Source organism: Mycolicibacterium chlorophenolicum, from assembly GCF_001044235.1.
Taxonomy (GTDB): domain Bacteria; phylum Actinomycetota; class Actinomycetes; order Mycobacteriales; family Mycobacteriaceae; genus Mycobacterium; species Mycobacterium chlorophenolicum.
Map to the genome: position 1 here is coordinate 347,110 of NZ_JYNL01000069.1, position 24,860 is coordinate 371,969.

Genomic DNA, 24,860 nt, shown 5'->3' on the forward strand with positions numbered 1-24,860 from the left:
CGGACACCCTCTGCGGCGTGCGGAATTCGCTGGAACCGCTCCCCGACGCGGGGGTCAGGCCGGCTCGACGCCCCTGAGCATCGGAACCACCGCCTGCGGAATCAGACCCTCGGGGTCGCAGAGCTGCAGAACGCGGGCCACCGCCGGGCTACCGACGACGCACCAGGCGACGTCCTCCCGGGAGAAATGGGCGCTGATGGCGTACAGCGCCGATGCGCCGTCGAACGCCATGAAGGGCACGTCGGTCAGGTCGACGACCACCGCGCGGGAGGCGCCCGCGGCCTCGCGGACCGCGTGCGCGAAGTGTTTGGCGTTCGCCGCGTCCACCTCACCGGCGACCGCGACCGTCGCCTCCTTGTCCCGCCCCCGACCGCGCGTCCGGCACGCAACAGTCAGCGACGTCGAAGCGACGCAGAAGCTTCGACTGTCGGCTGACCTGCTGCGGATGGACGTGACGGTCATGGCACGGGAATCACGGCGCCGAGACTACGACTGCTCGGCTCTCTGCCGCGCCTCGTTGGCCTTGGCTTCGGCGCGGGCCTTCTCGGCCTCGGCTTCCTTCTGCGCCGCCTCGCGTTGGGCGTCGGCCTTGTCCTGCTGGGCCTCGCCCTCGCGCTGCAGGTCGTCACGGCCGGTCACGATGCCGACGACCTCTTTGGCCTTGCCCTTGACGCCTTCGACGACGCCCTTGACGGCTTCTTCGGGACCGGAATTGTTGTCACCCACGGGAGCGCTCCCTTTGCAGTGTTCTGCCCGGGACGACGCCGGCCGTTCCGGGGAGCGGCCCGGCCGCTCAGCGTTGCGTCTGTTCCCGAAGCGACAGAATCCCAAACATTCAATCCGCGAAGTTCTTCAGCGCGACCTCGAGCGAGGGAAACATCTCGATGTAGTCGGAGATGCCCGTGATGGTCAGCGGCCGGCTGGTCGCCGGCCCGTCGGCCACCACGGCGAACCGCGTCCCGGCCCCGAGCTGCTTGCGCGTGGTCATCAGGACCTGCATCCCCGCTGATCCGAGGAACTCCACCTCGGTCATGTCGAGGATCAGGCCGGCCGGCCCTCGGTCCGCCGCCGCCGTCATCGCGTCCTGCAGTGCGGGGGCGGTCAGCATGTCGACGGCACCGGAGGCGGCGACGACGAGAACGTCGTCGACCTGGTGTTCGGTGAATTGCTGCACGTCGGAGAGCCTCGTCTCGTCCCGGCCCGCGGAGGGTCGGGTATGTCGGAAGGCTGCAGTCTGAACCTGAGAAGATGCGGCGTCGGGAGCGACGACCGGTACAGGCTATCGGAGTGCCGGGGCGAGTGCGCGTGCCAACCTCGTCGACCCGCGCAAACCGACGTCTGCGGCGACTACCGTGAGGGTGGTCTGGCGGCGGCGAGCGAACCGGAGGTGGGCAGTCAGTACGCGCATGCAATTGGCGGAAGAGGTCGAGAGCGGCCTTGCCGGCTCGTTGAACCCCCGACGCGCAGCGATGCGATTGCTCACGCTGCTCAAACCCGAGCTCGCCGACTGGGCGGTGCTGGCGCTGCCCGACGCGCGCACGGGCGTGCTGCGCCTGCAGGGCGGCGAAGCGGTCGGGTTCACCGCGACCGTTCCGCTCGCGACGATCGCCGGCACCCGGCTGGACCGGCTGCTGCGCACCGGCAACACAGACGTCACCACCGACACCCGCGATCCGGCCCTGGCCGGCATCCTGCCGCAACCGCTGCTGCGCGGGGAACTGCTCGCGCTCGGCCTGGAGCAGCTGGTGGCCGTCGGCCTCAACGCGCGCGGCGCCACCCTCGGCGCGCTGCTGCTCGCCCGCAGCGGCGGCTTCGACGCCGACGATCTCGAGTTCGCCACCCGGCTCGCGGGCCGCGCCGCGATCGCGCTCGACTCCGCCCGGCTCTACGAGGAACGCGGACAGATCGCCACGGTGCTCAGCAGCGCACTGCGGCCGCCGTCGCTGCCGGACGTCGACCACCTCAGGCTCGCCGCCCGGTACCGCCCCGCCGCCGAGCACATCGACCTGGGCGGGGATTTCTACGACGTGCTCGGGTCGGGCCGGGACTGGCTGATCACCGTCGGCGACGTCTGCGGCAAGGGTGTCGTCGCCGCGGCCGCGACCGGACGCACCCGCCAGAGCATCCGCACCGCAGCGCATTTCGATCGCCACCCGGCAGCGCTGCTGCGGGCGCTCAACAGCGTGCTCTACGAAGCCGACACCGACCTGTTCGTCACCGTTCTGTGCGCGCGGGTGGACGTCGCCGCCGACGGCGCCCACGCCGACGTGGAGCTGGCCACGGCGGGGCATCCGGCCCCGATCCTGCTGCGCGCCGACGGACACGTCGAACAGCTGGAGATCTTCGGCGCGGCCTGCGGGATGGTCCCCGGCATCGAGTACCGCACGATCTCGGTGCGCCTGCACCGCGGCGACACGATGCTGATGTTCACCGACGGCGTCGACGAAGCGCACGGCGCCCAGGGTCAATTCGGGGTCGACCGGCTGCTCGCCCTGCTGCCCGCCTACGCCGGCGCGTCGCCCGACGTGGTCTGCGAGGCGGTGGAGCAGCACGTCGTCGAATACGTCGACGGCCGGCCGCACGACGACATCGCGCTGCTGGCGGTGACATGCGGAAGCTAGCCGACGGTGACCGCATGCAGGACTACCTGCGGGCTGTGGCATCCCGGGACACCAAAGCCGTCCAGTCGCTGATGACCCGTCTGCTGGACGACGGGATGGATCCGGTGACGGTGCTGACCGACGTCATCGCCGCGGTCCAGCGGGACAACGGGGAGCGCTGGCAGCGCGGCGAGTGGACCATCGCCGAAGAGCACGCGGCCACCGCGATGGCCGTCGCCGCGACCAAGGCGGTGAGCCGTCACGTGCGGCGCGCCGCCCCGACCCGCGGACGCGTGCTGGTCGCCTGCGCCGAACGTGAATGGCACGCGCTGCCCGCCATGATCATCGACTGCACGCTGCGCAGCGACGGCTGGGACAGCGTGCTGATGGGTGCGGCGACCTCCCCGGCACGGCTCAACCAGTACCTGCAGGACTCCGGGCCCGAGGCCGTGGCCGTGAGCTGCTCGATGCTGGGCTCCCTGTCCGCCACCCGCCGGTTCATCGAGGCGAGCACCGCCGCCGGGGTACCGATCCTGGTCGGCGGTCCGGCGTTCGGCGTCGACGACGTGCGGGCCAAGGCGCTGGGCGCGACAGCGTGGGCGGCCGATGCGCAGGGCGCACTGGCCGCGGTCGCCGATCTGCCCGCCGTGGTCCCGCCCGCGATGCCGCTGCCCGCGGACGCCGTGGCCGAGCAGGCCGACCTCGAGCACGACCATCGCCAGATCGTCGGCGGCCTCGCGGCCGGCTGGTCGGTGACGGCACGCGCACTGCCCGACCGCGCCGACGCCGAGGTCGCCATGGACGCGCTCAACCAGCTGCTGCACGCCGTGTCGGCGGTGCTGCTGACCGGTGACAGCCGGCCGGTGCCGGAGACCGCGGGGTGGATCGCCGAGGTCGTCACCGCCCGCGGATTCGACGTCGCGGTCGTCGCCGAACTCGCGGAGAAGGCCTCGGCGGCGCTGCAGGGCTATCCCCTCGCCCGCGGCATCGTCGACACCCATTTCGCCGACGCCCTCTGACACACCGCCCGGGCGGAATTCACTTCTTTTGCGCGCGCGTTGAACCGAACGGCCCGTGCCGCCGTGTCATCGGTTGTGACCGCTCAACGAGCCCTCGACGCAAGGAGTTTCCGTATGAAGACATTCGTGGCCGCCGGCCTGCTGCCCTTCGGCGCGCTGGTGGCGTTCGCTGTGCCGGCGCATGCCGCACCGAGCGCCGACACCGGCGGCAACGCCGTGGCGACCATCAACCAGCTCAAGGCCTCCGGTGCCGACGTGCGCGTCAACCGCATCGGAAGCGGCCCGCTGGACGAGTGCGAGGTCACGAACGTCAACAGCTTCTCCCGCCCGGCGCAGATCATCCCGATCGACGACGACGACATCAACGTGTTCACCACCTTCCCGAAGCCGAAGGTGACCGTGACGCTGAACTGCACACGCTGACCCGGCCGTCGGCCCGGCCGGCCGGTGGCTAGGTTGGGAGCCCATGACGGAGTCGGTGCCATCCCCCTCGTTCCCCAGGGGGATGGCACTGCTCGTTGCGGGCGCCTTCTTCATGGAGATCCTGGACGCCAGCATCATCGCGCCCGCGATCCCGGCCATCGCAACGTCTTTCGGGGTGGCCGCCATCGACGTCAACGTCGCCATCTCGGCCTACCTGGTGACGGTCGCGGTGCTGATCCCGTGCAGCGGATGGCTGGCCGACCGGTTCGGCATCCGTCCGGTGTTCCTCACCGCGATCGCGGTGTTCACCGTCGCGTCGGTGGGGTGTGCGCTCAGCACGTCGCTGCCGATGCTGGTCGGCATGCGCGTGGCGCAGGGCATCGGTGGCGCACTGATGGTCCCCGTGGGCAGGCTGGCGGTGCTGCGCTTCAGCGCCAAGACCGACCTCGTGCGGGCGATCGCGCTGCTGACATGGCCGGCGCTCGCCGCGCCCGTGGTGGCGCCCGCCCTCGGCGGCGCGATCGCCACGCTGGGGTCCTGGCGGTGGATCTTCTTCGTCAACATCCCGATCGGACTGGTGGGATTCCTGTTGGCGCTCAAGCTGATCCGCGGTGAACCCGCGGTCCCGCCGATGCGGCCCTTCGACTGGCGCGGGTTGCTCCTGCTCGGAGCCGGTATCGGCGCGACGCTCCTCGCCGTGGAACAGGTGCGGGCCGACGGAACGTCGTGGCCGGCGGTGGCCACCGGTGTGCTGGCAGGGTCGGTGCTCCTGGCGATCTCGGTCCGGCATCTGCGTCGCAGCCCGTCGCCTCTCATCCGTCCCGCGGTGCTGCGGGTACGGACGCTGCGGGTCTCGGTGACCGGCGGCGCGGTGTACCGGCTGGTCGTCACCGCCGTTCCGTTCCTGTTGCCGCTGCTGTTCCAGCTCGAGTTCGGCTGGTCGCCGTTCGCGGCGGGTCTGATGGTCACCGCACTGTTCCTGGGCAATCTGACCATCAAGCCGGCCACCACGCCGCTGATGCGCCGGTGGGGGATCAAGCGTGTCCTGCTGGTCACCGGGATCGTCTCGGTGGGCTGGTTCGGAATGCTGGCCGTGCTGCGGCCGGGCGTGCCGGTCGCGGTGATGGTGCTGATCCTCTACGTCAGCGGGGCGTTGCGGTCGATCGGCTTCACCGCCTACGCCAGCCTGGCCTTCGCCGACGTCGAAGGCGAGGAGCTCACGCATGCGAACACCCTCAACGCCGCGGTGCACGAACTCGCGGCGGGCCTGGGCATCGCCGTGGCCGCCCTGACGCTGACGGTCCTGACCTCCTTCTCCTGGACGTTCGTGGTGCTCGGCGCGGTGCTGGCGCTCTCGCTAATCGAGACCGTCCGGCTACCGGGCGACACGGCCGCGCATGTGACCGGTCGCACATGAATCGTGCTGTAGCCGTTCTGAATTCGATTCGTGACCGGATGCAAAGCGGGCACCCAGGTTGTGCACATCGCCCACCCAAGCCGCGTCCTTAACGTCGTCGCTCGTGTGGCGCCATGCCATGCACGACACAGATGACGAACGGAGCGACACATGACCTTCACCCGTACGCTGGGCGCCTCGGCGATCGCCGGAGGAATCGCACTCGCGGGCCTGCTCTCCGCGGGTTCCGGGATCGCCGGCGCCGAACCGGGTGCGCCCTGCGGCCGGCCCGGCGCCCCGGCCTGCCAGCCGGCTCCGCAGCAGAACGGCGACTGGCAGCACCGCGGTATCGATCAGGGCCGCCAGGATCATCAGCCGTTCCAGTACAACGGCCAGCAGGTGCGGCCGCTGCCGGCCGGCAACGGCGACGGCTGGGGCTTCTGGTTCCTGGGCCGCTGGATCCGCCTGTAGGAGCGGGCGAACGGGCGGGGCCTCCCGGGGCCTCGCCCGCAGCGCTGCACGTACCCGCGCGAACTGCCCGCGCGCGCCTCCCGCACAAGTCTCGACCTTCACTTTAGCCTTGGGGGCCGTGACCACAATGCTGGAACCGTCGCTGGCGGAACTGGATTTCGAGCCCGACATCCTGTGCACCTGCCGACGCTTCTGCGGACCCCTGGCGCATCCGGCGCAGTGGTGGGTCACGCTGTCGTGCGGCTGCCCCTACCCCATGTGTCAGCGAGCGTTGCGAATCGCCAACGTGCGCCTGAAGGTTCGCCCGTTGACGTGCCGGCACTGCGAGACCGAGCAGATCGCGATCCGCTCGGTCTCGCCGATCTGAGAAGTCAGTCCCGCACGCCCGTCGACCCCGGCGACACCGGCTCCGACACGTGGGCCGGTTCCTGGCGGGCCGACCGCAGCACGGGGGGCCGCAGCCGCTCGGGCAGCGCGCGGGGGATCGCTCCCAGCACGGCGACGATCGCCAGAGCGCAACCGGCGACCAGCAGCACCGGCGCCGCGGGGAAGACGTTCTCGATCACCATGAACGCGCCGAAGAGCACGAACAGTGCGGCGGCCGCGATCTGGATGAACCGCTCGGGGAGGTGCTTGCCCGCCACGGCACCCACCAGGATGGCGAGCGCGTCGGCGGCGACCATGCCGATCGTCGAACCGATCCACACGCCCAGCCAATTGTTGTCGGCGGCCAGCGTGATGGTGGCGAGCATGGTCTTGTCACCGAGCTCGGCGAGCATGAACGCCGAGGTGACGACGAAGAACGCGGGCGCGGTGGCGCGCTGGGCGCGCGAGGCCTCCTCGTCGCTGAGCGAGTCCCCGCGCAGGGTCCACAGCCCGAAGAACACGAACATCGCGCCGGCCAGCAGGCCCAGCAGATGGGTGGGCAGCGCGGCCCCGAGGTAATGCCCGATCGCGACGGAGAGCACGTGCACCGCGGTGGTCGCGGCCAGGATCGCGGTCAGCACCACCCACCAGCGGTAGCGCAGCGCGAACATCATCGCCATGAGCTGGCTCTTGTCGCCCAGCTCGGCCACGAAGATCACGGCGAAGCTCAACAGCAGTGCGGCGATCACCAGCGACTCCTCAGTCAGGTGGCTGCCGTTCGGAGGTGGGTACACGCCTCCGGCCGACAACCGAAACGGTCTGTGCGGCCGAAGGTCTCGCCCACCGGATATCGATCCGGTCCGGATGGCCGGGCCGACGCGCAGACCGCGGGGCCAGTATGTCGACCATCCGATTGGGGGCTACTCCCCTTCGCTTCGGTCAGCCTACCCTGGCCCCTGCCGGACGCGCAACTCGCGCATCTCGAAAGTGCCTGTCCGACAATAAGTTTGACTGCACTACCGATAAATTTCGGACACCCTGATCCGTCAGTGACGGGACGGGAACTATTGACGTACCGACTGGTCAGGCGTAGGCAGAATGTCTCATCCCGTTGAGGTCGGAGACGTTCATGGAGGACGCGGACTACATCGTCGTCGGCGCGGGATTCGCCGGCCTCACCGCCGCGTTGCGACTCACCCAGGCCGGGCATTCGGTGCTCGTCATCGAGGCGCGGGACCGGCCAGGTGGCCGCACCTTCACCGAAACACGCGCCGACGGCAGCTACATCGATCACGGCGGCACCTGGGTCGGTCCGGGCCAGGACCGGATCCATGCGCTGATGGCCGAACTGGGCGTGAGGTCCTACAAGCAGTACGTCGATGGGCAGGCGATGATGCTCGTCGACGGCAAGGCCCACCGCTACGGCGGCACCATTCCATGGTCCATGCGCCCGTGGGTGTCGGGAAACCTCGCCACCGCGTTCCTCGAACTGCGGAGAATGTGCGCGTCGATCCCGGTGGAGGCTCCCTGGGACGCGGCCCGCGCAGTTCGGTGGGATGCGACGACGCTCGCGCAGTGGCTCGAGTGGCACGTACCGGTTCGGCAGGCGCGACGCCTGCTGGAGATGGCGCTCGCTGGTTCCTATACGTCAGCCGCCTCGGAGCTGTCCCTGTTGTTCGTGGTCTTCCAATTGGCCAGCGCAGGCGGCCCGGACTTCGTGCTGGGTGTGGAGGGCGCTGCCGAGGACGCACGTCCGGTCGGCGGGATGGGCGCGATCTACCGCCCGATGGCCGACCGCCTGGCCGACGTGCTGTCTCTTGGCGCCCCCGCGCGATCGATCAGTCAGGACAGCGCGGGTGTCACCGTGCGGTGCGACAGTCGGGAAGTTCGCGGTTCACGGGTCATCGTCGCGGTCCCGGTCGCCATCGCGGGGCAGATCGTCTACGAACCCGCGCTTCCGGTGGACCGGTCACTGCTACATCAGCGGATGCCCTCAGGCGCGGTCCTCAAGTGCCATGCCCTCTACGACGAACCGTTCTGGCGCGCCGACGGTCTCACCGGGCAGTCGGCGGCACCCGGGACTGCTGCCGCGGTCACCATCGACGCCGGGATGCACGAAGAAGGGCCCGGTGTGCTGGCCATCGTGACCGAGGGACCCACCGCACGCACGCTCAGCAGAATGGCCCCGGCCGACCGCAGAGCGGCGATCATCGACGCGCTCGCGCACCGCTTCGGACCGAAAGCATCTGTCCCCATCGAGTTCACACAGCAGGATTGGACAGCGGAGCAGTATTCCGGCGGCGGAATGATCAGCCACGCGCCACCGGGTGTGCTCACCGAGTTCGGGCACGCGCTCCGGCCGGCCTGCGGCCGCATCCACTGGGCGGGCACCGAGACGTCGGCGGTGATGTACGGCTTCGTCGACGGAGCTGTCCGCTCGGGGGAGCGCGCCGCCCGTGAAGTACTCGCCGCAGATGCGGCGGCGTGACCTCACTTCCGGTGCGACGTGACGTTCCCGACCAGCACCGCGCGGGTGTACAGAAGATGAAAACCCTTGCGCTGCACATTCTTCTGCGATGCCGAGCCGGGAGCGGTGGTGACGACGGCGAGGTCGCACCCGCTCTCGGCGGCGTCGCGTAGCCGGCGTTCGAGCAGTGCGGCCTGCACCCCGCGGCGGCGGTGGGCGGGTGCGGTGGCGGCACCGGTGAGCTGGGCGATGCCCTGGTCGCACCGCATGCTGGCGCCGCCGGCGATCGCACCGTCGCACAGCGCGAGGTACGGCACCGCTCCGGCCTGCTCCATGTCGAGCTCGGCCCGCTCGATGACGTCCCGCGGAAAGGTCTCGTGGCTGGGCACTCCGGCTCCGTCGGGGTGGGCGAATCCGTCGATGATCACGTCGAGCCAGTCCCCGAGATCCCCCGCCTCGGCGCGGCGGACCTCTACGCCCGCCGCCGGGCGCGGCGACAGGTCGCCGGGCAGGGCCCGGCCCAGGACGTTCTCGAAACCCACCAGTCGGTAGCCGCGTGCGGTCAGATCCGCCGCGACCGCCGGGTCCGCCAGCTGGCACAGCTCGACGGCCACCGCGACACCGCGGGCCGTGAAGACCCGTTCGATCTCGTCGAGCTCCGCCGCGTCCGGTGGTCCGGCGAACCCCAGCCCGACCACCTTGTTCATCGGTGATCCGGTGTCGGCGCAGCAGGCCACGCCGCCGGCGACGGGCATCGCGATGCCCCAGCCGCCGCGGGTCCCGGCGGCTGCGGTCGCCGACGCGATCAATCCGGCCTCGGCACGTTCGATGCGCTCGGCGAGTGCGATGCCGCAGAACAGCGGTGTCTCCGTCACGCTGCCATTCTGTCGGGGTTTGGATCTGCGGCCAACGGAGAAAACAGGTGGCCGTGGAACAGAACAACACGCCGCCGCCCACGCCTGAGGACGCGACGAAGGCCAGCGACGAACAGCGGGAGCTGCAGGACAAGCTCGACCATCAGGACGACGATCCCGAGGCACCCGCCGGCTGGCAGACCCGCAACGAGATCCCCGACGAGAACTGATCCGGCGTCAGTCCGCGGCCAGCGCGAGGACCTCGTCGAAGCCGGCCCGCAGGCACTCGGTGAACAGGTCGACGTCGGGGATCGCCCCGGTGTCGACGTCGATGCCCAGCGAGCAGGTGTCGACGTAGGTCAGCAGCGTGACGTTGACGGCGGAGCCAATCGTCGGCCCGAACGCGTACTGCATGACCACGTTCGCCCCGCCCAGGGTGACGGGGACCGGGATCCCCGGCACGTCGCTGGCCAGGAAGTCGACGTGCCGCAGGATCGAACCGATGTACCAGCGCGGCATCCGGTTGAGGAAGCCGGCGATCAACTGGGTGTGGGGCAGCGACTTCTCGTGACGCACCTGGTCGGTTCTCTCGTGGATCTGCCGGATGCGCTGGGCGGGGTCGCTGACCCCGACCGGGACGTCGAACCGCATCAGCGTGATCCGGTTGCCGCCGGGGGCGTCGTCGTCGGCCCGCAGGCTGATCGGCATCGTCAGGTGGAGGTCGCCGACGCCGACATCGTGTTTCTCGTGGTAGATGCGCAGCCCGCCCGCCACCCCGGCGACGAACGCGTCGTTGAGGGCGCCTCCGCTGCGATGGGCCGCCTCCCGCAGCGGCGGCATCGGGATCTCCAGCACGTCGAGGCGGCGGGTGAGGGTCCGCCGCTTCATCAGCGGCGAGCCCGTCTGGTTCACCGGCCGCACCACGCGGTAGACCGAGGTGGCCATCTCGGCGACGGAGCCGAGGGCCTGCACCGGGTGCCGGATCCCGTCGACGAGCAGCCGCGGCACCTGCGTCGCCACCCCGGCGAGTGCTCCCCCGACCAGCCCGGCGCTGTAGCGCGCGGTGTCCCAGTACTCCCCGAACAACGGCTGGCGCGCGACCTCGTCGGTGGCGTCGGATTGCGGCGGCAGGTCGGTCAGCCCGAACAGCGCCATCGCGATCTGCACACCACCCACCCCGTCGGTCAGCGCGTGGTGGAACGTGCAGAGCACGGCCGCGCCGCCGTCGGCGAGTCCCTCGATCAGCGTGATCTTCCACAGCGGTCGGGCGCGGTCGAAGTCCTCCATCTGCGCCAGCCGGGCCAGTTCGAGGACGCTGTCGAACGATCCCGTTCCGGGGGCGCCGATGCGGCGCATGTGGAAGTCGAGGTCGAATTCCTCGCAGTCCTGCCAGCGCGGCGGCGCCGGCGGCGGTGACGCCACCACCCTCTGCCGGAACATCGGCAATTCGCCGCTGAGCCGGAGGAACCGTTGGCGGACGTCGTCCCAGTCCGGCGTCCGGTCCAGGCGGAGGACCGTGACCACCGTCGACCTGAGCCGTGGATCGCTTTCCATCGACCAGGTGAACGCGTCGGTGTTGCGCATGAATTCATTCATCGTGTGCTCCCGCTCACCAACCTAGGGCCGGTCGGCCACTGAGCACACGGGCCGCGGCACAGTGAGGACCTTGTTCCCTCCAGATGGCGACCGAGGTCCTCTGCCCGGCCGGGGCCCCGGAGGCACTGGCGAATCCCATTGCACGGAATGCCTATTCGCCCCTGGCAGGCACCGGCAGGGAATTGGGCATCCGATCGTCGCCATTGGAGAGAATCGGCTGCGGGCATTCGTCCACCGAGGTGGCCGGTGCTGTGGTCAGCATCAACCGGGCCTTTCGACGAACGACACCATTGCATTGATCGCGTTGGTTTTCCGACTGCACGAAATGTCCGGGTATTTCCGGAAAATAACGACTCCGTCACAGCGCGCGGCGTAATGTCACGCCGTCAGCAAATTCCCAGGAGGTGCGCCATGCGCGGCACAGGAATCATGTCAGCGGCGCTGGCCGCCGCCGGTCTGGCCACCGCACTGGCGGCCCCCGCGGTGGCGGACCCGAACGACGACGTCTTCATCAACGTGATCCAGAACGAGGGCATCCCGTTCTCCAGCGAGGAGAACGCGATCAACCTCGCGTCGGCGGTCTGCGACTACGTCGGCGCCGGGCAGGCGCCCGAGCAGGTGGCCGTCGAGATCAGCGAACCAGCCGGCTGGACGGTCGAGCAGAGCGGGTTCTTCGTCGGCGCGGCCACCCAGACCTACTGCCCGTCCTGATCGTCCGGAACGCCGCCGGCCGGGCGTTCGGGCAGCATGCGCTCGCGCAGGCTGTCGTAGATCGGCGGTGACCCGACCAGTTGTGCGGCCAGCACCGCGGCGGCGGTGGCGCCCAGCATCGGCACGGTCACCGCTGTCGTGGCGGTCATCTCGATGACGATGACCATGCCCGTCACCGGCGCGCGGACCGTCGCCGAGAAAAACGCCGCCATCCCGACGATGGCCATCGGGATCGCCAGCGATGTCACGTCGTGCGGCCACACCAGGCCGAAGACGCCGACGAACAGCACACCCCACAGCGCACCGACGGCCAGCAGCGGCGCGAACAGGCCGCCGGGCAGGGCGGCCGAGTAGCACAGCGGACCGGCGACGAAGCGGATCGCGAGGTATCCCGCGACGAGGGCGAGCACCAGGGTGTGCCCACCCAGGAGCAGCTGGGTCAGCGTCTGGCCGTCGCCGACCGACAGCGGCACCACGACGCTGGCCAGCCCGACGAGCGCCCCGATCGCCGTCGCCTTGACGATGGCCGGGATGCGCGCGACCGCGGTGACGTGGTCGAGGAACCACAGCACCGTCTGGTTGTAGACGGCGCCGAGCAGGCCGGTCAGCACGCCGAACACCAGGAACAGCGGCAGCCAGGCGAGCGCGGGGGCGGCCATGCTCGCCACCGCGAAGTCGGGGTGGTTGCCCAGGATCAGCCGGGAGCAGCCGACCGCCGTGGCCGACGCCAGCGTGGTGGCCAGCACCATCTGCAGCCGGAACGCCTTGGTCACCTCTTCGACGGCGAACAGCACCCCCGCGATCGGCGCGTTGAAGGCGACGGCGAGGCCGGCGCCGCCCACCGCGGTCTGCATCATCCGGATGTCGGCGTCGCCCAGGCGCGCACCCCGGGCGGCCTGCGCGCCGACGGCGGCCCCCATGTGCACGGTCGGGCCCTCGCGGCCGAGCACCAGTCCGGAACCGATCGCGAGCACGCCGCCGACGAACTTGCCGAACATGAGTCCGATCAGCGGTGGGCGCGCATGGCCGTGGTAGACGGCCTCGACATGCTGGATACCGCTGCCTGCCGCCAGCGGCTGCCGGCGCACGATCAGCGCCGCCAGGGCCGCTCCCGCCGCCGCGGCGGCCACCGGGATCAGCCAGCCGGGACCCGGTAGCTGATGCGCCCAGCCGACCAGGTCCAGGCGCAGCCGCTCGGCGGTCTGCAGGCACCAGCGGAACGCGCCGCCGACGACACCGATGACGACTCCGGCCAGGATCGCCGTCACCGCGATGACGAGCGAGCCGCGCGCGGTCACGGGATGTGTTCTCCTTCGCCGCTGGGACAGCCGGGCATACAGTTTCGCAGATCGGACCACGACAAGGAGACCGACGGTGAGCATGGACGCCGCACCCCCGCCGAACTATCCGCCACCCGCCGCCGCGCGGGGGCGCGTGGAACCGGTACCGCGGCGGGTGCGCGGATTCCTGGGCGGCCAACCGGTGTTCGACACCATCGCGGCGCGGTACGTGTGGGAGCTGCCGTACTACCCGCAGTACTACATCCCGCTCTCCGATGTCGCGGCCGACGTCCTTGTCGACGAGAACCATCCGCAGCGCGTGCAACTCGGCCCGTCGCACACGTTCGCCCTCACCGGCGCCGGGAGGACTATCCCGTCGGCTGCGCGGGTGTTCGACGACGGTGACGGTCCGGTCGCCGGCATGGTGCGCTTCGCGTGGGACGCCCTGGACTGGTTCGAGGAGGACGAGCCGATCTACGGCCACCCCCGCAACCCGTACGCGCGGGTCGATGCGCTGCGCTCACACCGGCACGTCACGGTCGCGATCGGCGGGGTCACGGTCGCCGACACCCACAGCCCCGTGCTGCTGTTCGAAACAGGCTTGCCCACAAGGTATTACATCGACCGGACGGACATCTCGTTCGAGGTGCTGCACCTGTCGGACACGCAGACGCTGTGCCCGTACAAGGGCGTCACCTCGGGCTACTGGTCGGCCGAGGTGGACGGCACGGTGCACACCGACATCGCCTGGACCTATCACACGCCGCTGCCCGCGGTGGCCCCGATCGCGAACCTGGTGGCCTTCTACAACGAGAAGGTGGATCTCACCGTGGACGGAGAACCGTTGCCGCGCCCCCGAACTCACTTCAGCTGATGGGCCGCCGAGTGACGGCCGCACTCGCCCTGTGCGCGGTTCTCACGGCGGGCACAGGCGCCCCACCGGTATCGGCCCAACCCGACCCCGTGGCGGGCCCCGACCTCGTCTCGCTCAGCGACGTCGACCCGTCGATCCTGCTCGGCATCCGGTATGCCACCGAGCACAACTTCACCGGCCGCAGGGTCGACGGCTACGACGCACCGCTGTGCCTTCTGGCCCGCCCGGCGGCCGAGGCGCTGCGCGACGCGCAGCGCGACTTCCTCAGCCGCGGATACTCGCTCAAGGTGTACGACTGCTACCGCCCGCAACGTGCGGTCGACGACTTCGTCGCGTGGGCGCGCGACCTCGCCGATCAGCAGATGAAGGCGGAGTTCTACCCGCGGGTGGACAAGAGCCGGTTGTTCGCCGACGGCTACATCGCCGAGAAGTCGGGCCACAGCAGGGCCAGCACGGTCGACCTGACGCTGGTCGCACTTCCCGCCCCGCCCGAACCGGTCTACGTCGCCGGGGAGCCGCTGGTCGACTGCACCGCCCCGGCGGGGCAGCGCTTCGCCGACGCCGGCATCGACATGGGCACCGGATACGACTGCTTCGACACGCTGGCCCACACCCTGGATCCGCGGGTGCAGGGCAGCCAGCTCGAGAATCGCCTGCTGCTGACGAACGGGCTGAAGCAGCACGGGTTCGAGAACTACGACAAGGAGTGGTGGCACTTCACGCTCACCCCGGAGGTCTACCCCGACACCTCCTTCGACGTCCCCGTCGCGCCGTCGTCGGCGCAGCGCTGAATCGAACCCCGCAAACTCACCCACGAAGAGGCGGTCGGAGCGACACTGATCAGATGACCGCAACGGAGCGGTCCGGAGGACAGGGGACCTTCGATGAAAAGACTCGTCATCCTGCTGGGCCTGTGCCTGCTGGCCGTCTCCCCCGCGACCGCGCAGGCCGCGACCGCGCTGCTCGTCGGCGGCGCCGGCAAATATCACGTGCTGACCGACGAGGACATGGCCACCGCGATGGGCGGCTACTTCGCCGACTACACGCGGGTCAATGTCGCCTTCCCGGGTCAGGTGAACAGATTCAAGTACTCCGTCGACGTCGGCACCGAGAACCTCTACGCCGCCGTGTACGCCACCCCGGGCCCCAAGACGATCGGCAGCGTCTCGGCCGGCTCGCCGGTGGTCTACAACGTGCTGCGGATGCTGGACCAGGATCCGAACCCGCCGTCGCCGGCGGAGCTGGACGCGGCGGTGTACGGGGGCATCAGCGCCCGGTGGTACCGCGGGACCGGCGTGAGATACCAGCCGCTGCCCGAGACGCAGTACAACCTCAAGGTGGTCAAGGCCGAGTACGACGGCATCGCCGACTTTCCCGACAATCCGTTCAACGGGCTCGCGGTCATGAACGCGGTGATGGGTGGCTTCCTGCTGCACGTGCCGATGGCCTACTACGACATCTCGCAGGTGCCCGCCGACCACATCACGGTCTCGGAGCCGAACTCCCGGGGCGGGGTGACGACGAGCATCCTGATCCCCACCCCGGTGCTGCCGCTGCTACAGCCGATGCTGTCGAAGGGCGCAGACCCCGACAGGATCGCCGCACTCGACGCCAAGCTGCGACCGATCGTCGACCGGGCCTACAAGCGCAATCAGACCACCGCCGCGACAGCCGACGCGACGGACACGACCGACGCCGCCCAGGCGCCGGCGACGGACCGGCAGGAGCAGCGCCGCAGCCGGTTTAAGGACCGGCAGGCCGAGGCCGCCGAACGCCGGACCACCCGTCAGGCCGACCGCCGGCAACCGCAGCGCCCGGCCGCCTCGAGCACCCGACCGTCCGCCGGGGCCGACACCGCCGACGCCGCGGCTTCCTGATCGGAGCCGCTCAGTCGTCGGAGCCCGACGTGCTGCCGGTCGTCCCCGACGACGACGTGCCCCCGGTGGTGCCGGACCCTGAGCCGCTGGTGCTGCCGGTGTCCTTCTTGTCGTCGGCCTTGTTGTCGTCGGCCTTGCCGTCGTCGGCGGCCGACGAGGCGTCATCACCTGCGTCGCCCGCGTCCGACGCGTCGGAGGCGTCGTCCCCGGCAGCCGTGTCCTCGGTGACGTCGGGCTCCGGCGTCACGTCGTCGGCCCCGGTGGTGTCCTGGGTGTCGTCGGTCTCGTCGACGTCGCCCTGCTGAGGCTCTTCGGTATCGGAGACCGTCTCGGCCGACGTCGTGTCGCCGCCCGTCTCCTCCGGCGTCGAATCCTCCTCGCGCGCCGGGGCTTTCGCGTCGTCACTCGATGCCCCACCACGCTGCTCGACCGCCGGCGCAGCGGCCGCTGCGGTGTCCGTGGCCGCGACCAGCGTCGCGGTCTGCGTGCCCGGCTTGCCGGGGATCTCCGCACCCGGATTGATCGGGCCCGGGCGGGTCTCGCCCGGCGGCACCTTGACGAACAGCGAGCACAGGCCGCACTGGGTGCCGACGACGAACGGGTTGAACGCGGTGTTGAGCCCGCGCAGCAGGCCGGTGATGGTGCCGACGATCATCTGAAGCGTCGGCAGTTTGATCTGGCTGAAGTCCGGTGTCTCGAGCAGGCTGTTGTAGAAGTTCTCGAACGGATCGAAGAGGTTGAGCGCGTAGTTCTGTTCGGACCACGGCTCGGGCTCCCCGTCGGGATCCTTGATGTCGCACAGCCCGTCAGAGCTGCAGGTGATCGGGTTCTTGACGGCGGGGAACGTGTAACCGCCCGGGGAGAACAGCGCGACGATGTGCCGCAGGTCGAACATCGTGGACAGGATCTGCTCGGGGTGGTCGCAGCCGCCGACGTTGGTGCCCGTGCAGCCGACGTTCATCGGCAGCTGGGAGGCGGCCACCGTCGCGAGGATGTTGCCCAGGCCGACCGAGAGTGCCGGGAACGGCAGCAGCACGTTGACCAGCGACTGGTAGCGGGCGATGTCAGCCGAGTCGGTGCCGAGCACGTTGAACGGGTGATACACCCACCAGCTTCCGCCGTACTCCAGGTCCGCCGTCAGGCCGACCACGCCGGTCTGGTTCAGGTCGATCCCGTCCCGGGAGTTGGTGAAGCTGAAGCCGCTGTCGGGGAGATCCCCGAGGTTGACGTCGCCCTGCCCGAGGGCGTTGAAGAAGTTGTAGGGCACGTTGGCCAGCGCGATGAACAGGTTGGCCGGGATGTTGAACAGGTTGGGCGCACCGCTCGGTGCGGCCGCCGCCGCCGGTGCGGCGGTGAGCTGTTCGGCGCCCGCCGTCTGGCAGAGCGTGCCGGAGACCCCCTGGCAGAAGTCGTTGGTGGTGGCGGCCACGAGGGCGACGTCCATGCCGACGGTCCGGATCTGCGGCTGCGTCGGGGTGACGGGTGAGACGGCGATGACGCTGGCGCCCACCAGCGCCACACCCGCCGTGACAAATGGACGAACGGAAGGCATGGCGCCCCTTTCGGAAGCGTCCCCGCCGGGGAGCCAGCAAGGATCACGGATTGACAGCAGCAATCACCGTAACCGGAATGTGACCGGACCCGTAGCAAATCGCCCGATCGGCTCACAGATTCGTCACTTTCGCGTTGGCATGACCCCATTCGGCCTGTTTGCAGGCGGCGAGATCGGCGGATGACCGAACATGAATTGACGTATGCGCAAATCTCGGCGAGGTACCGCGACATCCGCTCTCGGCAAATGACGTGCGGCCCGGTTCACCGACAGGTGGCTACCCCACAACCTGTGCTTCCCCGTCGTCTCCGCGTCGCGCTCGGCCGCGTCGGCCCGAGACGGCGCCTCGGTCGGCCGGTCTTCCGATGTCGCGTCCGCGGGCTGGGGCGATGCGTCGGTGTCGCCGGCGGGCCCGTCCCCTGCTCCTTCGCCCGCGAGTTCGGCCGGCGGGGCGGCGTCCGTGGGCTGCGCAGCCGCCGTGCTCGCCGGGACGGACGGCTCGAGATACGGCGTGGGGTCGCCGTAGGGGTCGACCGCTCCGGTGTACGTCGGCGGTCCCCCGACTCCGTAAGTACTCGACGGGATCGCGGTGTGGAACGGTCGGCAGCCGGGATCGCCGGTGACGTAACTGATCGCGTCGTCCCATCCGGTCGGGATCGCCACGGCGAAGTTCCTGGCGGTTCGAATCAGGTTCGGGACGTAGAAGGGTTTGGCCGGCGTCGGCTGTCCGGGGTTGATGGTGCGGTCGTAGCCCGTCTCCACCAGTACGCGCGTCGCCGGATCCAGGGCGATCGCGAGCGGTTTCCCGACGAGCGGTATCCACGTCAACGGCATCAACAGCGGCGTCACGGGCGTCGGGATCAGGTAGTAGGTGCTGTCCTGGTACTGACCCTGCAGTTGGGGCGTGCCGACGCCGAAGTACTTGCCGTGCAACAGAACCGTTCCGGCGAACGCGTTGACGTCGGACAGCAGGTTCAGCGGATTGGTGGGGAAGTCAGCCCAGCCGTCGTACTGCCGCGCCACGTCGACCGTGGTCAGCGGCGTGGGCTGAGGCGAGAAGGTCGGGGTGGCTCCGCTGAACGTCACCCCGAGGATCGGGATGTACGCCCCGACGAACCGCTCGAGGATGCCCCCGTTGGGCCGATTCGGATTGGCCACCAGCAGGAAGTCGACCGTCGGGGCGACCGGATGCGCGATCAACTGCAGCTTCTGGATGCTCGCGATGGTGGAGCTTTCCGAGTACCCGAAGATCACGTACGAGCCGTCCGCCACCGGCTGCGATCCGGTCTCGGTGTACGGAGCGAGGGTGACCGTGCAGGCAGTCCCTCCGACGCAATCGTCGAGGTTGGCCTGACCGACCGCCACCGACTCATCGAACGTCATATCGAAGATGCCGGTCACGAATCTGAACTGCTCAGGGGTGTAGACCGCGACGAGGGAGCACGACGGACCGCACAGACCGCTCGGGGCGAGGTACTCGACGGCCGCCCCGTCGACGTAGCCCTTGATGTATTCGGGCGTGTCCTGCGGGACGCTCAGCGAATGCGCGTTCCCGCCCATGATCAGCGCGGTACCGGCACCGGCCGACGCCGACACGACGACCGACACCACGGTGAACAGAACGGTGATCGCTGCAGCCAGCACCACTGCTGCCGCCGAGCGCGCGCGTAGTCGCATCCGGGTCCTCACTCACGGCCACTTTTTGACCAATGGAAGTGAGTGTGGATGCGGAAGCCGGTCGCAGCTAAGAGACTTAGGTCCTCAAGCCGGGTGACCGGAGTTAGCCAGGAGGCGGCGAGCTACTCCACGATGAAGACCGGGATCTGCCGATCGGTCTTCGTCTGGTACTCGGCGTACGGCGGGTAGTTCTCGACCGCGAGCGCCCACCAGTGCTCCCGCTCCTCACCGGAGAGTTCGCGCGCGGTCATCTCCCTGACCTGCTCGCCGTCTTGGACCGTCACGGCCGGATGGGCCTTGACGTTGTGGTACCACGCCGGGTGGGCAGGGTCGCCACCCTTGGAGGCGACCATGGCGTACTTGCCGTTCTCCTCCACGCGCATCAACGGCACGTAGCGCTTCTGGCCGGACTTGGCCCCGGTGGTGGTGAACAGGACGACGGGACGGTCGTACACCTGCACGCCGTCGGTGGTGCCCTGCGCCAGGATGCGTTCGGTCTGCTCGCGGACCCAATCAGTGGGGCTCAGCTGCGGTTGCTCGGTCACGCACCCAGTCAACACCAACTCCGGCGAGAAATTCCCGCGGAGTGCGCGGCTATAAGACTTTCGACAGGAAGTCCTGCAGCCGAGGGTGTTTGGGGTGGTCGAACACCTCGGCGGGCGTGTCGTCCTCGACGATGTTGCCGTCGGCCATGAAGATCACCCGGGACGCCACCTCGCGCGCGAAGCCCATCTCGTGGGTGACCACCACCATCGTCATGCCTTCGGCGGCCAGCGTGCGCAGCACCTCCAGCACGTCGCCGACCATCTCCGGGTCGAGCGCGCTGGTGGCCTCGTCGAACAGCATGATCGACGGGTTCATCGCCAGCGCCCGGGCGATGGCCACCCGCTGCTTCTGCCCACCGGACAGCGTCGCGGGTTTGACGTGCGCCTTCTCGGCCAGACCCACCTGGCCCAGCAGTTCCATGGCGCGCTTCTCGGCCGCGGCCTTGTCCATCTTCTTGGTCAGCAGCGGGGCCAGCGTGACGTTGTCGATCACCGTCATGTGCGGGAACAGGTTGAAGTGCTGGAACACCATGCCGATGCGCTGGCGCACCTTGTCGAGGTCGATCTTCTTGTCGGTGAGATCGAATTCGTCGATGACCACCGTGCCGCCGGTGATGTCCTCGAGTTTGTTGAGGCACCGCAGGAACGTCGACTTGCCCGAGCCGGAAGGCCCGATCACGCAGACGACCTCGCCCTCCTTGACGGTCGTGGTGATGCCGTCGAGCACCACCAGATCACCGAAGGACTTCTTCAGCCCCTCGATGCGGATCTTCACCGCGCCTTTCGATTCCGTCGCGGCGTCGGGGACGAGCTGGTTCATTTCACGAGCCTCTTCTCGAGTCGGTCCGAGAGTTTGGTCAGCGCCATGATGACGATGAAGTAGATGATGCCGATGATCAGCCACATGTTGAACGACTGGTAGTTGCCGGCGATGATGATCCGGCCAGTCTGAGTCAGTTCGGCGATGCCGATCACCGACAGGATCGAGGTGTCCTTGAGCGTGATGACGAACTGGTTGATGTAGGACGGGATCATCGTGCGGATGGCCTGCGGCAGGATCACTTTGCGCATCGTGGGCAGGTAGCCGATGCCCAGGCTGCGCGCCGCCTCCATCTGCCCCTTGTCGACCGACAGGATGCCGCCGCGGACGATCTCGGTCATGTAGGCGCCCGCGTTCAGCGACAGCGTGATGATGCCGGCGGTGAGCGCGGACATCTGGAATCCGAGCGCCGACGGGATGCCGAAGTAGATGAAGAACGCCTGCACCAGAAGCGGGGTGCCGCGGAAGATGTCGACGAATGTGGTGCCGATGGCGCGCAGCCAGATGGCCCGCGACACCCGGAACAGCCCGAAGATGACGCCGAGGATCAGCGCGAAGAAGATCGAGACGACCGTCAGGATGACGGTCATCTTGAGGCCCTCGAGCAGCAGCGGGAAGGTGCTCTTGATCAGCCCGAGGAACGAGTTGTCGTCGGTGGTGGCCTCTTCCCCGAGGTAGGCGCTGATGATCTTGTCGTATTCGCCGGAGGCCTTGAGGTTCTTCAGGCCCTCGTTGAACTTGGTCAGCAGCTCGGGGTTCTGGCCCTTGTTGACGGCGAAGCCGTAGCCGGTCGGGTCTTCTTTCGGTGTCACGGTCTTGAAGCCGTTGCCCTGCGCGATGCCGTAGAGCAGCACCGGGTAGTCCTCGAAGACCGCGTCGGAGTTGCCGGTCCGCACCTCGTCGAACATCGACGACGAGTCAGCGAACGACACCACCTCGAAGCCGTATTTGTCCTTGATCGAGTTCGCGAAATCAGAGCCCTGCGTGCCGTTCTTGACCGCGACGCGCTTGCCCTTGAGGTCCTCATAGGACTTGATGTCGTTGTTCGATTTCAGCACCGCCATCTGGATGCCGGACTCGAAGTAGGGATCGGAGAAGTCGAAGACCTTCTTGCGTTCGTCGGTGATCGACATGCCCGCGATGACACCGTCGACCTGGTTCGCCTGCACGGCCTGCAGCGCCGCGTCGAATCCGAGGGGCTTGATGTCGACGGTGAAGCCCTGGTCCTTGGCGATCGCCCGGATCAGGTCCATGTCGATACCGACGAAATTGCCCTCTTTGTCCTGGAATTCGAACGGCGCGAACGTGGTGTCGGTCGCGACGGTGTACGTCTGGCCCTGCGCGTGGGCGTCCGGGGCGGCCGAGAGCACCGAACCCATTCCCACCACGAGGAGAACCCCGACCAGATAGACCACGCGGCGGCCGATGTGCGTCCACCACCCCGCCGCTTCCGGGACGGTACGCCCCGTCCAACCGGCTCGCATGCTGACCTCCCTGTCGACGATGATCAGGTTGAGGCTAGACCCACGGGCGCGCGCCTGATCCGGTTATGGGGGTCGGTCGCGTCAACTGTTCCGTTGCGAGAGACGCTTGCGCAGGTCGGCGTTCTCCGCTTCCAGTGCGGCGAGCCGGCTGCGGGTCGGCGCCAGCGCGCTGTCGAGTTCGGCGACGGTGAAGCGGGGGGTGATGTGCTGCGGGCAGTTCCAGTCGTAGGCCTCCACGGCGACGACGACGGCACGTTCGACCACCGCGTCGTAGCTGTCGTCGGACAGGGAGTGCAGCAGGTCGGCGTCCTCGTCGGCGGTGACGATGCGCGCGTGGCCGAAGATCTTCAGCCGGCGCCGGTGGGCGTAGTCGACGGCGATCAGCGCGACACGGTCGTCACCGGCCATGTTCCCGGTGCTGATGTACTGCAGGTTCCCGCGGAAGTCGGCCCAGCCGATCGTGCGGTCGTCCAGCACGTGCACGAATCCCGCTGTTCCGCCGCGGAACTGCACGTAGGGCCAGCCCGTCTCGCCGATCGAGGCGAGGTAGAAGCCGTCCCGTTCGGCCAGGAACTCCTTCTCGTCCTCGGTCAGCGGATCCGGACCCGGTGACCTCGCACCCGCGTCGGCCTTGCGACCGTAGAAGGTCTCGCTGCCGTGCTCGGCCTGCACCGCGCGGACGTCGTCGGTGAAGGCGATGGCGCCGTAGCGCTTGCTCATGGCGCCTCCGAGACGCGAATGACGATCACTGGAGCGGGATTTCGTGACCGTGTTCGGATTCGGGGCGCGGCCCGAAGTAGCGTCGCTGCGATTCCTCGATCCGGATGTCGTTGATGCTGGCCTCGCGCCGGCGCATCAGTCCGTGGTCGTCGAACTCCCACAGCTCGTTGCCGTAGCTGCGCCACCACTGCCCCGACGCATCGCGGCATTCGTACTGGAATCGCACGCCGATGCGGTTGTTCCGGAAGCCCCACAGGCTTTTCCGCAGTGAGTAGTCGAGTTCGCGCTGCCACTTCGCGGTGAGGAACTCGACGATCGCGTCGCGGCCGGTGAGGAACTGGTCGCGGTTGCGCCAAGCACTGTCGGGCGTGTACGCCAGGCTGACCCGGTGGGGATCGCAGGTGTTCCAGGCGTCCTCGGCGGCCTGCACCTTCTGCAGCGCAGAGGTCAGGTCGAACGGGGGGAACGGTGGCCGGGATTCACTCACTGCTCGCGCCTTCCTGTGCGGCGGTCATCGCGGCGACCACCTCGCTCGTCGTCGGCACGGCATGTGCCAGGAATCCGTAGTTGACCAGAGCGGCCTGGTAGCCGTCGCCGAACACCGGATGCCTTGGTCCGGCCGTCGCGTCGCGGACCACGGCGACCTCGAAGCCCTGCTCCAGCAGGTCCCTCAGGTGCGACTCCACGCAGATGTTCGCGAGCATGCCGCACAGCACCACCGTCGCGATGCGCCGCTTGCGCAGCTGCAACACCAGGTCGTTGGTCTGCGGACCCCACACCTTGTGCGGGCTGGCCACCACCGTGGACCCGTCGTCGATCAGCGGCTCGAGTTCCTCGAGCCAGTCCGCTCCCGACCCCGCGAAGCCGTCGAGGGTGAGTGCGCCGCGCCGCGCGAACGTACCGGTGCGGAGCTCGTCGGATTCGAGCGGCCCGTTGAACAGCCAGCGGTGGTCGGTCGGATAGAAGTAGTGCGGGGAGACGAACACCCCGTAGCCGCCCGCCTTCGCGGCGGTGAGCAACGCGACGAGATGCTCGACGGTCCGGTTCTCGGTGACGCTGGCGCCCAGCACCTCCCAGTTCTTGCCCGCCGGGCTGAGCACGTCGACCTGGGGGTCGATGACCACGACGGCGGTGTCCGCGGCGTCGTAGTTCACAGCGATTCCTGTCTGCCGAGGAAGTCGCGGATGTAGCCGGCGATCTCGTCGCCGTGGGTTTCCAGCGCGAAGTGCCCGGCGTCGAGCAGGTGGTATTCGCCGTCGGGGAGGTCGCGCTTGAAGGCCTCGGCCCCTGCGGCGCCGAAGATCTCGTCGTTGCGGCCCCAGGTGACCAGAAGCGGCGGCTGGTGGGTGCGGAAGTACTCCTGGAACGCCGGGTAACCGTCGAGGTTGAACTGGTAGTCCCAGAAGAGCTGCAGCTGGACGGCGTCGTTGCCCTTGCGGTCGAGCCCGGCCTGGTCGAGTTGCCACGTCTCGGGGGCGATCCGGTCGAGCCGGTCGGCGGGAACGCCGTGGGTGTACTGCCACCGGGTGGTCTCCAGGGTGAAGTACTCACGCACCTCGTCCTCGTTGGCGGCGCGGTCCTGCGCGTGGGCGAAGAGGCGGTCCCAGAACGGCGTGAAGCCTTCGGTGTACGCGTTGCCGCTCTGGCTGATGATCGCGGTGATCCGCTCGGGCCGCGCACTGGCGATGCGCAGACCGATCGGGGCGCCGTAGTCGTGGATGTAGATCGCGAAGCGCTCGAGGCCCAGGTGCTCGATCAACTTCTCGGTGATCTCGGTGAGCCGGTCGAAGCTGTAGGTGAACTGGTTGACCGACGGCATGGCGGACTGACCGAAGCCGATGTGGTCGGGGGCGACGAGGTGGTACTCGTCGGCCAGCGCGGTGATCAGCTCACGGAACATGTGCGAGCTGGACGGAAACCCGTGGAGCAGGAGCAGTGTCGGCCGGGCGGGGTCGCCGGCTTCGCGGTAGAACACGTCGAGCCCGTCGATGGTCGCGGTGTGGTAGCGGGTGACGGTGTCGGACATGGCGCTCCCCTTCGAAGGTGTCGTGGACCGGGCCGCGCCGGTGCTGTGGCTTTCAGCCTGGCGGGATCGGGGCCGCGGAAAAAGGGGCGATCGGCGATCGGT

The 24,860-nt window shown here is 68.9% G+C and carries 28 protein-coding genes; 12 read left to right on the forward strand and 16 right to left on the reverse strand.

From position 1 onward, the window contains the following. Nucleotides 1-54 precede the first annotated feature (54 nt). From MCHLDSM_RS31490 to MCHLDSM_RS31500, 3 genes are all read right to left on the reverse strand, one after another. Complete coding sequence (locus MCHLDSM_RS31490; protein ID WP_048473672.1) at nucleotides 55-462, reverse strand: STAS domain-containing protein; 408 nt, start codon at nucleotides 460-462, stop codon at nucleotides 55-57. Nucleotides 463-486: 24 nt separating this feature from the next. Continuing rightward, nucleotides 487-726 (reverse strand): microaggregate-binding protein 1, encoded by a 240-nt coding sequence (mbp1, locus tag MCHLDSM_RS31495; RefSeq protein ID WP_048473673.1) that lies wholly within the window; start codon nucleotides 724-726, stop codon nucleotides 487-489. Nucleotides 727-835: 109 nt separating this feature from the next. Continuing rightward, nucleotides 836-1,174: an STAS domain-containing protein gene (locus MCHLDSM_RS31500; RefSeq protein WP_048473674.1), complete on the reverse strand. Its 339-nt coding sequence runs from the start codon at nucleotides 1,172-1,174 to the stop codon at nucleotides 836-838. Nucleotides 1,175-1,406: 232 nt separating this feature from the next. Here MCHLDSM_RS31500 and MCHLDSM_RS31505 point away from each other — a divergent pair, with 232 nt between their 5' ends. The 6 genes from MCHLDSM_RS31505 (at nucleotide 1,407) to MCHLDSM_RS31530 (ending at nucleotide 6,276) form a co-directional block, all read left to right on the forward strand. Further along, nucleotides 1,407-2,621: a PP2C family protein-serine/threonine phosphatase gene (locus MCHLDSM_RS31505; RefSeq protein WP_048473675.1), complete on the forward strand. Its 1,215-nt coding sequence runs from the start codon at nucleotides 1,407-1,409 to the stop codon at nucleotides 2,619-2,621. A 14-nt stretch (nucleotides 2,622-2,635) separates the two neighbouring features. Next, nucleotides 2,636-3,619, forward strand: coding sequence for a cobalamin B12-binding domain-containing protein (locus tag MCHLDSM_RS31510; protein ID WP_048474136.1), 984 nt, complete (start codon nucleotides 2,636-2,638; stop codon nucleotides 3,617-3,619). 114 nt (nucleotides 3,620-3,733) lie between these two features. Next, entirely contained in the window at nucleotides 3,734-4,042 is a 309-nt protein-coding gene (locus MCHLDSM_RS31515; protein ID WP_048473676.1) for a hypothetical protein, read from the forward strand. Between the two features lie 82 nt (nucleotides 4,043-4,124). Next, on the forward strand, nucleotides 4,125-5,459 hold the full coding sequence (locus tag MCHLDSM_RS31520; RefSeq protein ID WP_048473677.1) for an MFS transporter: 1,335 nt from the start codon (nucleotides 4,125-4,127) through the stop codon (nucleotides 5,457-5,459). Nucleotides 5,460-5,609: 150 nt separating this feature from the next. After that, nucleotides 5,610-5,909, forward strand: coding sequence for a hypothetical protein (locus MCHLDSM_RS31525; protein WP_048473678.1), 300 nt, complete (start codon nucleotides 5,610-5,612; stop codon nucleotides 5,907-5,909). A 127-nt stretch (nucleotides 5,910-6,036) separates the two neighbouring features. After that, a complete protein-coding gene (locus MCHLDSM_RS31530; RefSeq protein ID WP_048419823.1) occupies nucleotides 6,037-6,276 on the forward strand; it encodes a hypothetical protein in 240 nt (79 codons plus the stop codon). Between the two features lie 4 nt (nucleotides 6,277-6,280). Here MCHLDSM_RS31530 and MCHLDSM_RS31535 read toward each other — a convergent pair whose 3' ends face one another. Further along, on the reverse strand, nucleotides 6,281-7,024 hold the full coding sequence (locus MCHLDSM_RS31535; RefSeq protein ID WP_048474137.1) for a TMEM165/GDT1 family protein: 744 nt from the start codon (nucleotides 7,022-7,024) through the stop codon (nucleotides 6,281-6,283). 380 nt (nucleotides 7,025-7,404) lie between these two features. On the opposite strand from MCHLDSM_RS31535, the gene MCHLDSM_RS31540 reads away from it, so the two are divergent. Next, nucleotides 7,405-8,763, forward strand: coding sequence for a flavin monoamine oxidase family protein (locus tag MCHLDSM_RS31540; RefSeq protein ID WP_048473679.1), 1,359 nt, complete (start codon nucleotides 7,405-7,407; stop codon nucleotides 8,761-8,763). Nucleotides 8,764-8,765: 2 nt separating this feature from the next. Here MCHLDSM_RS31540 and MCHLDSM_RS31545 read toward each other — a convergent pair whose 3' ends face one another. Further along, nucleotides 8,766-9,617 (reverse strand): GNAT family N-acetyltransferase, encoded by an 852-nt coding sequence (locus tag MCHLDSM_RS31545; protein WP_048473680.1) that lies wholly within the window; start codon nucleotides 9,615-9,617, stop codon nucleotides 8,766-8,768. Nucleotides 9,618-9,664: 47 nt separating this feature from the next. Between MCHLDSM_RS31545 and MCHLDSM_RS38670 the strand changes: the two genes are divergently transcribed. Next, nucleotides 9,665-9,826: a hypothetical protein gene (locus tag MCHLDSM_RS38670; protein WP_168439967.1), complete on the forward strand. Its 162-nt coding sequence runs from the start codon at nucleotides 9,665-9,667 to the stop codon at nucleotides 9,824-9,826. Nucleotides 9,827-9,833: 7 nt separating this feature from the next. Here MCHLDSM_RS38670 and MCHLDSM_RS31550 read toward each other — a convergent pair whose 3' ends face one another. After that, complete coding sequence (locus tag MCHLDSM_RS31550; protein ID WP_048473681.1) at nucleotides 9,834-11,192, reverse strand: wax ester/triacylglycerol synthase domain-containing protein; 1,359 nt, start codon at nucleotides 11,190-11,192, stop codon at nucleotides 9,834-9,836. Nucleotides 11,193-11,603: 411 nt separating this feature from the next. Between MCHLDSM_RS31550 and MCHLDSM_RS31555 the strand changes: the two genes are divergently transcribed. After that, on the forward strand, nucleotides 11,604-11,903 hold the full coding sequence (locus tag MCHLDSM_RS31555; protein ID WP_048419827.1) for a DUF732 domain-containing protein: 300 nt from the start codon (nucleotides 11,604-11,606) through the stop codon (nucleotides 11,901-11,903). Here the strand turns inward: MCHLDSM_RS31555 and MCHLDSM_RS31560 are convergent. Further along, nucleotides 11,888-13,201, reverse strand: coding sequence for a H(+)/Cl(-) exchange transporter ClcA (locus MCHLDSM_RS31560; protein WP_234714252.1), 1,314 nt, complete (start codon nucleotides 13,199-13,201; stop codon nucleotides 11,888-11,890). The two genes, MCHLDSM_RS31555 and MCHLDSM_RS31560, sit on opposite strands and share 16 nt — an antisense overlap. An 82-nt stretch (nucleotides 13,202-13,283) precedes the next feature. Here MCHLDSM_RS31560 and MCHLDSM_RS31565 point away from each other — a divergent pair, with 82 nt between their 5' ends. From MCHLDSM_RS31565 to MCHLDSM_RS35210, 3 genes are all read left to right on the forward strand, one after another. Beyond that, nucleotides 13,284-14,057: a DUF427 domain-containing protein gene (locus tag MCHLDSM_RS31565; protein WP_048473682.1), complete on the forward strand. Its 774-nt coding sequence runs from the start codon at nucleotides 13,284-13,286 to the stop codon at nucleotides 14,055-14,057. Beyond that, entirely contained in the window at nucleotides 14,057-14,848 is a 792-nt protein-coding gene (locus tag MCHLDSM_RS31570; protein WP_048473683.1) for a M15 family metallopeptidase, read from the forward strand. The genes MCHLDSM_RS31565 and MCHLDSM_RS31570 overlap by 1 nt, the downstream gene beginning before the upstream one ends. Nucleotides 14,849-14,941: 93 nt before the next feature. Beyond that, nucleotides 14,942-15,934, forward strand: coding sequence for a PE-PPE domain-containing protein (locus MCHLDSM_RS35210; RefSeq protein WP_053083141.1), 993 nt, complete (start codon nucleotides 14,942-14,944; stop codon nucleotides 15,932-15,934). 10 nt (nucleotides 15,935-15,944) lie between these two features. Here MCHLDSM_RS35210 and MCHLDSM_RS31580 read toward each other — a convergent pair whose 3' ends face one another. The 9 genes from MCHLDSM_RS31580 to MCHLDSM_RS31620 form a co-directional block, all read right to left on the reverse strand. Beyond that, nucleotides 15,945-17,486 carry an ICP22 family protein gene (locus tag MCHLDSM_RS31580; RefSeq protein ID WP_048473684.1) on the reverse strand — a complete coding sequence of 514 codons (1,542 nt, stop codon included), beginning with the start codon at nucleotides 17,484-17,486 and terminating at the stop codon, nucleotides 15,945-15,947. 123 nt (nucleotides 17,487-17,609) lie between these two features. Further along, nucleotides 17,610-19,175 (reverse strand): PE-PPE domain-containing protein, encoded by a 1,566-nt coding sequence (locus tag MCHLDSM_RS31585; RefSeq protein ID WP_234714253.1) that lies wholly within the window; start codon nucleotides 19,173-19,175, stop codon nucleotides 17,610-17,612. Between the two features lie 110 nt (nucleotides 19,176-19,285). Then, complete coding sequence (locus MCHLDSM_RS31590; protein ID WP_082169160.1) at nucleotides 19,286-19,708, reverse strand: nitroreductase family deazaflavin-dependent oxidoreductase; 423 nt, start codon at nucleotides 19,706-19,708, stop codon at nucleotides 19,286-19,288. A 49-nt stretch (nucleotides 19,709-19,757) separates the two neighbouring features. After that, nucleotides 19,758-20,528 carry an amino acid ABC transporter ATP-binding protein gene (locus MCHLDSM_RS31595; RefSeq protein WP_048473686.1) on the reverse strand — a complete coding sequence of 257 codons (771 nt, stop codon included), beginning with the start codon at nucleotides 20,526-20,528 and terminating at the stop codon, nucleotides 19,758-19,760. Further along, nucleotides 20,525-21,907, reverse strand: coding sequence for an amino acid ABC transporter substrate-binding protein/permease (locus MCHLDSM_RS31600; protein ID WP_234714280.1), 1,383 nt, complete (start codon nucleotides 21,905-21,907; stop codon nucleotides 20,525-20,527). The genes MCHLDSM_RS31595 and MCHLDSM_RS31600 overlap by 4 nt, the downstream gene beginning before the upstream one ends. Nucleotides 21,908-22,093: 186 nt before the next feature. Then, nucleotides 22,094-22,732: a pyridoxamine 5'-phosphate oxidase family protein gene (locus tag MCHLDSM_RS31605; RefSeq protein WP_048473687.1), complete on the reverse strand. Its 639-nt coding sequence runs from the start codon at nucleotides 22,730-22,732 to the stop codon at nucleotides 22,094-22,096. Between the two features lie 25 nt (nucleotides 22,733-22,757). Next, nucleotides 22,758-23,219: a nuclear transport factor 2 family protein gene (locus tag MCHLDSM_RS31610; RefSeq protein ID WP_048473688.1), complete on the reverse strand. Its 462-nt coding sequence runs from the start codon at nucleotides 23,217-23,219 to the stop codon at nucleotides 22,758-22,760. Next, complete coding sequence (locus MCHLDSM_RS31615; protein ID WP_048473689.1) at nucleotides 23,212-23,886, reverse strand: cysteine hydrolase family protein; 675 nt, start codon at nucleotides 23,884-23,886, stop codon at nucleotides 23,212-23,214. The genes MCHLDSM_RS31610 and MCHLDSM_RS31615 overlap by 8 nt, the downstream gene beginning before the upstream one ends. After that, nucleotides 23,883-24,758, reverse strand: a complete 876-nt coding sequence (locus MCHLDSM_RS31620) for an alpha/beta fold hydrolase (RefSeq protein WP_048473690.1) — start codon at nucleotides 24,756-24,758, stop codon at nucleotides 23,883-23,885. Before MCHLDSM_RS31620 ends, MCHLDSM_RS31615 begins: the two co-directional genes overlap by 4 nt. Nucleotides 24,759-24,860 lie beyond the last annotated feature (102 nt).